At 70.0% G+C, this 9127-nt stretch carries 8 protein-coding genes; 3 read left to right on the top strand and 5 right to left on the bottom strand.

Going from position 1 to position 9127, the window contains the following annotated elements; all coding sequences use genetic code 11:
• The 3 genes from SALMUC_RS25165 to secG form a co-directional block, all read right to left on the bottom strand.
• The coding region (locus SALMUC_RS25165; protein WP_245584648.1) for a transposase at window positions 1–294 on the bottom strand (294 nt) is incomplete at its 3' end.
• Window positions 295–730: 436 nt separating this feature from the next.
• Window positions 731–2374 carry a CTP synthase gene (locus tag SALMUC_RS25160; RefSeq protein ID WP_020042933.1) on the bottom strand — a complete coding sequence of 548 codons (1644 nt, stop codon included), beginning with the start codon at window positions 2372–2374 and terminating at the stop codon, window positions 731–733.
• 217 nt (window positions 2375–2591) lie between these two features.
• On the bottom strand, window positions 2592–2981 hold the full coding sequence (secG, locus tag SALMUC_RS25155; protein ID WP_020042934.1) for a preprotein translocase subunit SecG: 390 nt from the start codon (window positions 2979–2981) through the stop codon (window positions 2592–2594).
• Window positions 2982–3136: 155 nt separating this feature from the next.
• Here secG and SALMUC_RS25150 point away from each other — a divergent pair, with 155 nt between their 5' ends.
• Window positions 3137–4078 carry a DMT family transporter gene (locus tag SALMUC_RS25150; protein WP_020042935.1) on the top strand — a complete coding sequence of 314 codons (942 nt, stop codon included), beginning with the start codon at window positions 3137–3139 and terminating at the stop codon, window positions 4076–4078.
• Here the strand turns inward: SALMUC_RS25150 and SALMUC_RS25145 are convergent.
• Window positions 3999–4688 (bottom strand): thiamine diphosphokinase, encoded by a 690-nt coding sequence (locus SALMUC_RS25145; RefSeq protein ID WP_020042936.1) that lies wholly within the window; start codon window positions 4686–4688, stop codon window positions 3999–4001. The genes SALMUC_RS25150 and SALMUC_RS25145 overlap by 80 nt on opposite strands.
• A gap of 139 nt (window positions 4689–4827) precedes the next feature.
• Between SALMUC_RS25145 and SALMUC_RS25140 the strand changes: the two genes are divergently transcribed.
• Window positions 4828–7323 (top strand): hypothetical protein, encoded by a 2496-nt coding sequence (locus SALMUC_RS25140; protein WP_020042937.1) that lies wholly within the window; start codon window positions 4828–4830, stop codon window positions 7321–7323.
• Window positions 7324–7383: 60 nt separating this feature from the next.
• Here the strand turns inward: SALMUC_RS25140 and SALMUC_RS25135 are convergent, their stop codons facing one another.
• Window positions 7384–7842 (bottom strand): Lrp/AsnC family transcriptional regulator, encoded by a 459-nt coding sequence (locus SALMUC_RS25135; RefSeq protein WP_020042938.1) that lies wholly within the window; start codon window positions 7840–7842, stop codon window positions 7384–7386.
• Between the two features lie 85 nt (window positions 7843–7927).
• Here SALMUC_RS25135 and SALMUC_RS25130 point away from each other — a divergent pair, with 85 nt between their 5' ends.
• Complete coding sequence (locus SALMUC_RS25130) at window positions 7928–9058, top strand: type III PLP-dependent enzyme (RefSeq protein ID WP_020042939.1); 1131 nt, start codon at window positions 7928–7930, stop codon at window positions 9056–9058.
• The last annotated feature ends 69 nt before the right edge of the window (window positions 9059–9127 follow it).

Genomic DNA, 9127 nt, shown 5'->3' with positions numbered 1-9127 from the left:
GACAGCGAGCCGGATATCGCGCCCCACGGCGCTGCTCTCCGCCTCTGGCGCAGGAGACCCCGCGTCACACACCACGAGAGGCGCGAACACCGCCTCATCTCCGGCGCCCTCATCGGCCGGCAGGACAAGCTTGCCGTCCTTCGCCATGCGCCGCCACGCCGACAGCTGGTTCGGCTGGATACCGAACCGCGTTGCAACATCGTTCACCGTCATTCCCGGCTGGAGCGTCTCGGCGACTGCCTGCGCCTTCGCCTCATCCGGCCAGCGCCGGTGTCCGGACGCGTAGATCTCCACACCGAGCGATCTGAGAAACGCATTTGTAGCGCACATTGCGAACCGCACTCCCTAACTCACGATAAGGATGCTCTCGCATTCGCCGAAACATCGCGGAAGGTGACCGCGGGACAGCGCTTACAATTGGATTGTGAGTCTTGAATTCATACCGTCCCCAGTAGGTTTGAAACTCAAGTCGATAAAGCGCGATATTTGACGAGCTGCTTCTGCAGTTTATGATTCCATGCTTTCCAAGTGCAGGAGAGGTCAAGTAGGCGATACCATTCTTGATATTCTTGTGCCTGAAGTAGCGGCCCTCTGCGGATATGCTGTAGGCTACATGATAGCCTCTCTTTCGAAGGCGGCTTTCGCCGCTCATCGGTATGAGGCTGGGCGCTTGACGTTTTAATGCAGCCTTGACGGCACACTCACTAATAGAGAAACGCATTTGCCTGTCTCACACCAACCGCGACACCTCTTTCGCCGCCCGGACAAAGTCCTTGAAGAGCGGATGCGGGTCAAACGGTTTCGACTTCAGCTCGGGGTGGAACTGCACGCCGATGAACCAGGGGTGGTCGGGCCATTCCACGATCTCGGGCAGGCGGCCGTCGGGGGACATGCCGGAAAAGCACAGGCCGCTCTCCTCCAGCGCCTCGCGGTACTTGATGTCGACCTCGTAGCGGTGGCGGTGGCGTTCGTCGATCGCCGTGCGGCCGTAGACCTCGGAGACCTTCGAGCCCGAGGTCAGCACCGCGTCGTAGGCGCCCAGGCGCATGGTGCCGCCCTTGGCGTCGTCGGGGCGGCGGTTGACCTTCTGGTTGCCCTGCACCCATTCCTTGAGGTGGTAGACCACCGGCTCGAAGCGCTTCTCCCCGGCCTCGTGGTCGAACTCCTCCGAGCCCGCCTTCTTGACGCCGGCGACGTTGCGCGCGGCCTCGATCACCGCCATCTGCATGCCGAGGCAGATGCCGAGGTAGGGCACCTTGTGCTCGCGCGCGAACTGGGCGGCCTTGATCTTGCCCTCGGTGCCGCGCTCGCCGAAGCCGCCGGGCACGAGGATGGCGTCGAATTCCTCGAGGTAGGGGGCCGGGTCCTCCTGCTCGAAGAGCTCGGCGTCGACCCAGTCGATGCGCACCTTGACGCGGTTGGCGAGCCCGCCGTGGGTCAGCGCCTCGGCGATGGACTTGTAGGCGTCCTCGAGCTGCGTGTACTTGCCGACGATGGCCACACGCACCTCGCCCTCGGGGTTGTGGATGCGGTCCGAGACATCCTCCCACTTGCGCAGGTTGGGCTTGGGCGCGGGCGTGATCTGGAAGGCGTCCAGCACGGCCTGGTCCAGCCCCTCGCGGTGGTAGGCCAGCGGCGCGTCGTAGATCGTGGGCAGGTCCTGCGCGGCGATCACGCTGTCGGGCCGCACGTTGCAGAAGAGCGCCAGCTTCTCGCGTTCCTTCTGGGGGATGGGCCCCTCGGAGCGGCAGACGAGGATGTCGGGCGCGAGGCCGATGGAGCGCAGCTCCTTCACCGAGTGCTGCGTCGGCTTGGTCTTGAGCTCGCCGCTGGCCTTGATCCAGGGCAGCAGCGTGAGGTGCATGAAGACGCACTGGCCGCGCGGCTTGTCCTGCGAGAACTGGCGGATCGCCTCGAAGAAGGGCAGGCCCTCGATGTCGCCGACGGTGCCGCCGATCTCGCAGAGCATGAAGTCGACCTCGTCCTCGCCGATGGAGATCCATTTCTTGATCTCGTCGGTGACGTGGGGAATGACCTGGATCGTCTTGCCGAGGTAGTCGCCGCGGCGCTCCTTCTCGAGCACGTTGGTGTAGATGCGCCCCGAGGAGACGCTGTCGGTGCGCCGCGCGGGCACGCCGGTGAAGCGCTCGTAGTGGCCGAGGTCGAGGTCGGTCTCGGCCCCGTCATCGGTCACGAAGACCTCGCCGTGCTCGAAGGGCGACATCGTGCCCGGGTCCACGTTGAGGTAGGGATCGAGCTTGCGCAGGCGGACGGAAAATCCGCGGGCCTGCAGGAGCGCGCCGAGCGCGGCCGAGGCCAGACCCTTGCCGAGAGAGGAGACGACGCCGCCGGTGATGAAGATGAAACGTGCCATGTCTGGCGCAACCCCGTGATTCTGCCTGCATTTGTGGACACCCGCGGCCTGTCAGGGCCGCAGCATCACGGGGGTCCACGTATAAAGGATTCGCCGGAGCCTGTCCAGCAGACCGCAAGATGCTGTTGCGTGAGGGGCGCATCCCCTCAAGCTGTGGTGTGAGGCCGGGCCGCGCCCCGCACGGGGGCGGCCGGACCGGCCGGAATGGACCGGAAGATCAGTCCGCGCGCGGCACCAGCGGCGCGTCGGAATCGCCCTCGGCGTCGCCGGCCGAAGGCGGCGGCAGGAGCGAGTCGGTGTCGAGTTCGTCCGCGTTGCCGCCGCTGTCCTCGGTGGCCGCCGGCGCGTTGCCGGTCAGGCGATCCATGACCGAGACGCCCGAGGCATCGCTCGCCGCGATGATCGTCAGCGTCAGCGAGGTCGCGATGAAGCCGATGGCCAGGGCCCATGTCAGCTTGCCCAGCGCGGTGCCGGCCGAGCGCTGGCTCATGGCGCCGCCGCCTCCGCCGCCCATGCCAAGCCCGCCGCCTTCGGAGCGCTGCAGCAGCACGACGCCGATCAGCGAGAGCGCGAGGAGAAGGTGGACGATGAGAATGACGTTCTGCATGGGGGGTCCCTGAAGGGGTTTCGGCCGGTCGGATGCTGGCGCGCTATGTAGGGGAAGGGGCGCAGCGGCGCAACCCGGCACATGCACGCCCGCGCGCGCCGGGGTGGGCCGGCGGCGTCTTGCCGTTCGCGTGCCGGCGCGGCTAGGGTCGCCGGATGGATCAGGACCGGCCGCTTCTGGGAATTCTTCTGATGCTGGGGTTCTGCGTCCTGGCGCCGATGGGCGATGCCGTCGCCAAGCTGCTGGGCGGCCGGCTGCCGCTGGCGCAGATCGTCTTCGTGCGCTTTGCCATCCAGGCCGCGCTGCTGGCCCCGGTGGTGCTGATCGGGCGCCGGGTTCCGCGGATGGGCCTGCAACTGCTGGGCCTGGTGCTTCTGCGCACGGTCATGCACGTCCTCGGCATCGGCATGATGTTCTCTGCGCTGGTCTACCTGCCGCTGGCCGATGCCATCGCCATCGCCTTCGTCATGCCGTTCATCCTGCTGCTGCTTGGCCACTACGTGATGGGCGAGGAGGTGGGCTGGCGCCGCATGGCGGCCTGCGCGGTGGGCTTCGCCGGCACGCTCATGGTGGTGCAGCCGGCTTTCCGCGACGTGGGCTGGCCGGCGCTGCTGCCGCTGGGCGTGGCGCTGAACTTCGCGCTCTTCATGATGGTCACGCGCCGCATCTCGCGCCGGATCGGGGCCGTGCCGTTGCAGGCGGTCTCGGGCCTCATGGCGACCGCGATGATCGCGCCGCTGGTGCTGTTGGTGCCTGCGGAGGCGGTGCCCGGGCTGGGCTGGCACCCGGTCGGCCCGGGTGTCTGGGGGCTGCTGGTGACCATCGGCCTGCTGGGCACGCTGGCGCACCTGCTGATGACCTGGTCGCTGCGCTTCGCGCCCGGGGCCACGCTGGCGCCGGTGCAGTATCTCGAGCTGCCGGTCGCGACGACCATCGGATACCTGGTCTTCGGCGACCTGCCCGGGCCGCTGGCGGGCGCGGGCATCTGCGTCATCGTGGCGGCGGGGCTTTATATTCTCATGCGCGAGCGGGCCATGCATCGGGCGCCGTCAGCAGTCCCCGCTCCAGCGCGTCCAGCGCCTCCGGCGGCAGAATGACCAGCATGTGCGGCGCGGGAACCGAGATCTCGACGTGCGCCGCCGCGGCCTCGTTCGAGGTGCCGACGCGGTCATGCGGCGCGAAGTCCAGCCCCTCGAGCGGCCAGCGCAGGCCGGTGCCCGCAGCGCGGATCGGCGCCATGGGAAAGAGCGAGACGCGGCAGCCCGGCCAGAGGTCGAGCGCGAGGCGCGGCGGGGCGAGGGCCACGACATCGTCCTCTCCGACAAGGATGCAGCGCCGATCGGCGCGCTGGCAGAGCACGGTCATCGCGGCGAGCTGATGGTCGATGCGCGCGCCGAGAAAGCCCGCGCCCAGCACCAGCGGCGCCGAGATGTTGCGCAGGCACTTGTCGAAGTCGGTGGAGTCCTGCTCGTCGATGCGGTGATAGCGCTCCTGCGGGATGCGCGCCGCGTCCTCGGCGGTCAGGGAGTCCATGTCGCCGATCACCGCGTCTGGCGTCACCCCGGCCCGCAGCAGCGCCCGGGCACCGCCGTCAGCGGCCACGCGCGGACCGGTCCGGGCGAGCAGCGGGTTCAGCGCCCCCTCGGGCAAGGCCCCGCCGCCGACCAGCAGAACGGGCTGCTCGCTGTGGACAATGGCCGTCTTCATCGCGGATTAATTCTCATTTGCGAAACCCGCCACAATCCAGCCATGAAATGATACCCTGAATACCCAAGAATCGGTCAGCTTTGGTCTCCGTCACCGTGGTAAACAGTGTGTTGCAGATCGAACGAAAGTGAGCAGCGCAATGGTGAGTTCGAGCAAGATCCTCACGGTGTCGTATGGCACGTTCTCCTGTACGGCGGAAGGGTTCGAGGACCCGCTCGACGCCGTCAAGGATGCCACGCACTTCTTCCGGGGGGTCATCCGGGAGGATCGCTTCTTCGGCTCCGAACCGCCGCAGCTCGACGCCGAGATGGCGGCAGAGCTTTTCCAGGCGCAGATCGATGCCCGGGTGGAGCAGGGCTCGCTGATGTTGCGCGGACCGCTCAGCGGCGGCGCGGCCTCGACCGGCGCGCTCAGCGCGGCACTGGCGGCCGGCCCTTCGGTGATGCGCGCCCCGACCGCCGCGGCCCCGTCTCCCGCAGCAGAGGCTGTCGGGGGCGAGCCCGCCGCTGAAGACCCCGTCGCGGAACGCGTGGTGGCCGCGCCCGAGGCAGCCTCCGTGGAGGAGGAGACGCCGGAGGCCGAAGAGGACTTTGTCGAAAGCACCGAGGACGCGGTGGCGCTGGCCGCCGCGGCCATGGCCGTTGCGGCGCCCGCCGATCTGCAGGCGCTCTTTGCCGAGGCTTCGGGCACCATGCCGCGGTCCGGCGCGGCACCCGCCGCGCTGCCCGACACCGATACCGACACCGATACCGAGGATGACAGCATCGAGGCGGAGGTCGCCTATTTCGATGACGGCTCCCTCCCGCCCGAGAGCGACGAGGCGGCGCCGGAGGTGGCCGAGCCCGAGCCTGTCGTCGACGAGGCAGAGGCCGCCGCCGCCCGCGCGGCCGAGGCCGAGAGCGTGGCCGCCAAGCTGCGGCGCATCCGCGCCGTGGTCGAGGATGGCAATGCCGCGCTCGCCGCCCGCAAGGAGGAAACGCCCGCGCAGGAGGCGTCGCCCAGCTCCGTGCTCGACTCGCTGGGCTTCGAGCCCGGCAAGGCGCGCCGCGACAACCTCTTCAGCGATACGCTCGCAAGCGTCGCCTACGACGATGACGACGACGAGGAGATCGCCGAGCCGGTCCTGCCCGAAGGCATCCTCGACAGCCTCGGCGACGCGCCCGAAGCCGCGCTGCCCGAGGACGATGCGGCTCTGCCCGAGGCCGCCGCCGTCCCCGAACAGATGCCGGAGGCCGCCGAGGCCCCGGAAGAGCCCGGCGCCATCGCAGAGCCTGACGCGCCCGCCGCCGAAGTTCAGGATGCACCCGCCCCGCGGCGCGTCCGCGTGGTCAAGGTCAAGCGCGCCGTCTTCGACGAGGCCGTGGCCTCGGGCCGGCTGGAAGAGGTCGAGGAGACCGCCGACAGCTCCGCGCCCGCCAGCAGCCTCAGCCCCGAAGAGGAAGACGACCTGGCCCGCGAACTCGCGGCCGTGAAGGCCGAGCTTTCGGCCGATCTCGCCTCCGCCTGGGATGACGAGGAGGACGACGAGTCCGAGGCGACCCCGGAGGTTTCCGCCGAGCTGGATGCCGAAGCGGAGGCCGAGCCGGCGATCGCGGATGAGCCCGCGCCGGCCGACGAACCCGTCGCCGCCGCGCCTCATGCCAAGGCCGAAGACGAGGACCGCGCCGAAGACGCGCTCGAGGACTGGGGCGACGACGACTGGACCGGTGCCTGGGACGACGACGACGGCTGGGGCGACGATGACGAGGCGGACGAGGTCGACAAGGTCGCCGCCGCGGCCCCCGTCGCGCCGCTGCGCCTGCGCGAGACCGAGCGCGCGCCCGAGCCTGTCGAGCCCGAAGAAAACGACCTCGCCGCCGGGGACGACGCCGAGCAGGCCCGCGCCCGCGAGACCGAGGAGACCGCGCGCAAGGCGGTCAAGATGTCCAGCGCGGCGCGTGCCATGCTTACCGAGAACCGGATCGAGGACAACGACGCCTCGCGCATTCTCGACGAGACGAACACCCAGCTCGACGAGCCCGAGGGCAACCGCCGCCGCAGCGCCATCGCGCACCTGCGGGCGGCGGTCGCGGCGACCCGCGCCGACAAGCTGCTGGGCCGCAAGGCCGCCGACGCCGAGGAGGCCGCCGAGCCCTACCGCGCGGACCTCGCCAACGTCGTGCGCCCGCGCCGCCCCGAGGCCGGCGTCACGCAGACCGAACGGCCCAGCGAAAGCCTGCGTCCCGCGCCGCTCAAGCTGGTGGCCGAGCAGCGGGTCGATGCGCAGACCCCGGCCGAGCCGCCGCGCCCCCGCCGCGTTCGCGTCGCCGATCTCGAGGAAGAGGCCGCGGCCGAGAACGCCGCCATGGAAGGCGGGTTCGAGGCCTATGCCGCGCAGGTCGGCGCCTCGGAGCTGCCCGAGCTTCTCGAGGCGGCGGCTGCCTACCTCTCCTACGTGGAAGGCCGCGAGCAGTTCTCGCGCCCGCAGCTCATGACCCGCGTCCGCCAGGTCGAGGCGCAGGTCTCGACCCGCGAGGACCGGCTGCGCAGCTTCGGACAGCTCCTGCGCGAGGGCAAGATCGAGAAGACCCGCGGCGGGCGCTTCACCGCCTCGGATCGCATCAGCTTCAAGCCGGGCGAACGCGCGGCGGGCTGAGGCAAGACACAGGGACACAAGCGGCGGGGCCAATGGCTCCGCCGTTTGCGTTTCCGGGGGTCAGCCGCGCCGGTCGATCTTGGTGCTGAGGTGGATCAGGCTTTCCGAGCTGCGCACGCCGCGCGCCTCGGCGATGCGGTCGAGCGTGCTGTCCAGCTCCTCGGTCGTGGCAGCGCTCAGGATCACCACGAGATCGACGCGCCCCGAGGTCGTGTGCACCGTCTCGACCGCCGGCAACTGCTTGAGCCGGGCCAGCACCTCGGCCTGGGCGCGCGGCTCGATGCTGACGAGCGCGGTGGCGCGGATCGCGGGCTTGAGCGCGCTGCCGCGCCGCAGCGTGAACCCCGCGATGACGCCGCGCGCCACCAGACGGTCGATGCGCGCCTGCACCGTCGTCCGGGCCAGCCCCAGCCGCCGGGCCAGCTCGGCCACCGGCGCCCGCGCATTGGCCGAGAGCAGCGCCACGAGCGCGCGGTCGGTTTCGTCGATCTGTGCGGAATGATCGTCGTTTCGATTCATAACTTGCTCAGATTGACAGATCTGCCGCGCGATTCCGAGCGTTCTTCGTGTCAGCCTGAAGGGACCTAGCGAACAGGAGGTGCCCATGGGGATCGAGCAGTCCCTGATGCCCGCGCCTGAGGCCTGGCTGGCCCGCGCGCGCCCGGACGACCCGGTTTTCTTTTTCTGCCCCATGCGGTTGGCCCAGGTGGCCGAGCGTTTTCTCTCCGGGTTTCCCGGGCAGGTGACCTACGCGGTCAAGGCGAACCCCGCGCCCGAGCTGGTCGGCGGGCTGCTGGCGGCGGGACTGCGGGCCTTCGACGTGGCCTCGCCCGCCGAGATGCGGCTGGTGCGCGAGCAGGCCCCTGGCGCGGCGCTGCACTACCACAACCCCGTGCGTTCCGAGGCCGAGATCGCCGAGGGGATGCGCCAAGGCTGCGTCTCCTGGTCGGTCGATCGGGCGCGGGAGCTGGACAAGTTGCGCGTCCTGCCGGCGGGCGCCGAGATCGCGGTGCGGCTGAAGCTGCCGGTGACCGGTGCCGCCTACGACTTCGGGGCCAAGTTCGGCGCCACGCCCGAGGAAGCCGAGACGCTGCTGCGGCAGGTCGTCGAGATGGGCCTCACGCCCTCGATCACCTTCCATCCCGGCACGCAGTGTCCCACGCCCGAGCCCTGGGCGCGCTACATCGCCGCCGCGGCCGAGGTGGCGCGGCGCGCGGGCGTGCGCCTGCACCGGCTGAACGTGGGCGGGGGCTTTCCCTCGCACCGCGATGCTGCCATGCCCGACCTTGAGGCGATCTTCGCCACCATCGCCGAGGCGACCCGCGCCGCCTTCGGCGCGGACGTGCCGCAGCTGGTCTGCGAGCCGGGGCGCGGCCTTTGCGCCGAGGCGATGATCCTCGCGCTGCGGGTCAAGGCGGTCACGCCCGAGGCGGTCTTTCTCAACGACGGCATCTACGGCGGCATGGCCGAATGGCGCGACCTCGGCCCCATCGACCGGCTGCGCGTCTTCACCGAGGAGGGCACGCCGCGCGCGGGACGGCCGGTGCCGCGCATCGCCTTCGGGCCGACCTGCGACAGCCTCGACCGCCTGCCGGATGAGCTGGCGCTGCCCGACACGCTGTCCGAGGGAGACTACCTCGTCTTCGAAGGGATGGGGGCCTATTCGCGGGCGCTGGTCACCGCCTTCAACGGCTACGGCGTGCGCAGGGTGGTGCGGATGACGGCGGGATGCTGAGAGGGGGCCGTCATCGGCTGGACACCGGCGCCGGGGTCACTACAGTCGCGCGTGACGAAATCCGCGATC

It is taken from the genome of Salipiger mucosus DSM 16094, from assembly GCF_000442255.1.
GTDB classification, from domain to species: domain Bacteria; phylum Pseudomonadota; class Alphaproteobacteria; order Rhodobacterales; family Rhodobacteraceae; genus Salipiger; species Salipiger mucosus.
The sequence above is the reverse complement of the archived record's forward strand: the minus strand, read 5'-3'. Positions and strand labels throughout refer to the sequence as shown.